This is a genomic window from Serratia sp. A07 (assembly GCF_058725505.1).
In genome coordinates this window covers 1-504 of record NZ_JBZXDO010000265.1, presented here as the reverse complement: position 1 = coordinate 504, position 504 = coordinate 1, and the positions used below count along the sequence as shown (strand labels likewise).

The window sequence follows — 504 nt, the reverse complement described above, 5'->3', positions numbered from 1 at the left end:
GTGTGGAGGCCGCTGACCGAACTGAAGCAGAAAAAAACCATGGAAGAATTTTCCCACCACCGCAGTTACGGGGTACCCTGCATCAAAGCCCGCCCACATTAGCAAAACTTTGAGCTATGTACATCAGACAATCTCTTACTCCGCTCCGGTTGATTTATTTTTAGCCGGTGATTTTGCTTTATAGCGCTTAGCCTTACGACCACCTTTTGCATCAATGTTGATGATGCCCTGGCAAGTGGGATAATTACTGCAGCCCCAGAAGGCACCGCCACCTTTCTTACCTGCACGCCGGCGCATCGTCCCACCGCATGTTGGGCACGGCGGTGAAGGAGGCGCAGTGAACTTCACCGCCTGCGTCTTCCCTTTCTCCACCAGATGGCCCGTCCACTGTGCCTGGCGGCTCATGAACGTATCGAGTGTCATCTGCCCCTGGGCAATCTCGTCCAGCGCCTGCTCCCACAGCGCCGTCATCCCGGGGTTGGTCAGCGCGGTCGGTAACGCATC

General features: G+C 56.0%; 1 protein-coding gene. It reads right to left on the bottom strand.

Features of this window, described 5'->3' with window-relative positions; translation table 11 throughout:
* Positions 1 to 135: 135 nt before the first annotated feature.
* Positions 136 to 504, bottom strand: a 369-nt coding sequence (locus AC4PR2_RS29675; protein ID WP_492176149.1) for a topoisomerase DNA-binding C4 zinc finger domain-containing protein, incomplete at its 5' end; no start/stop codon positions are given.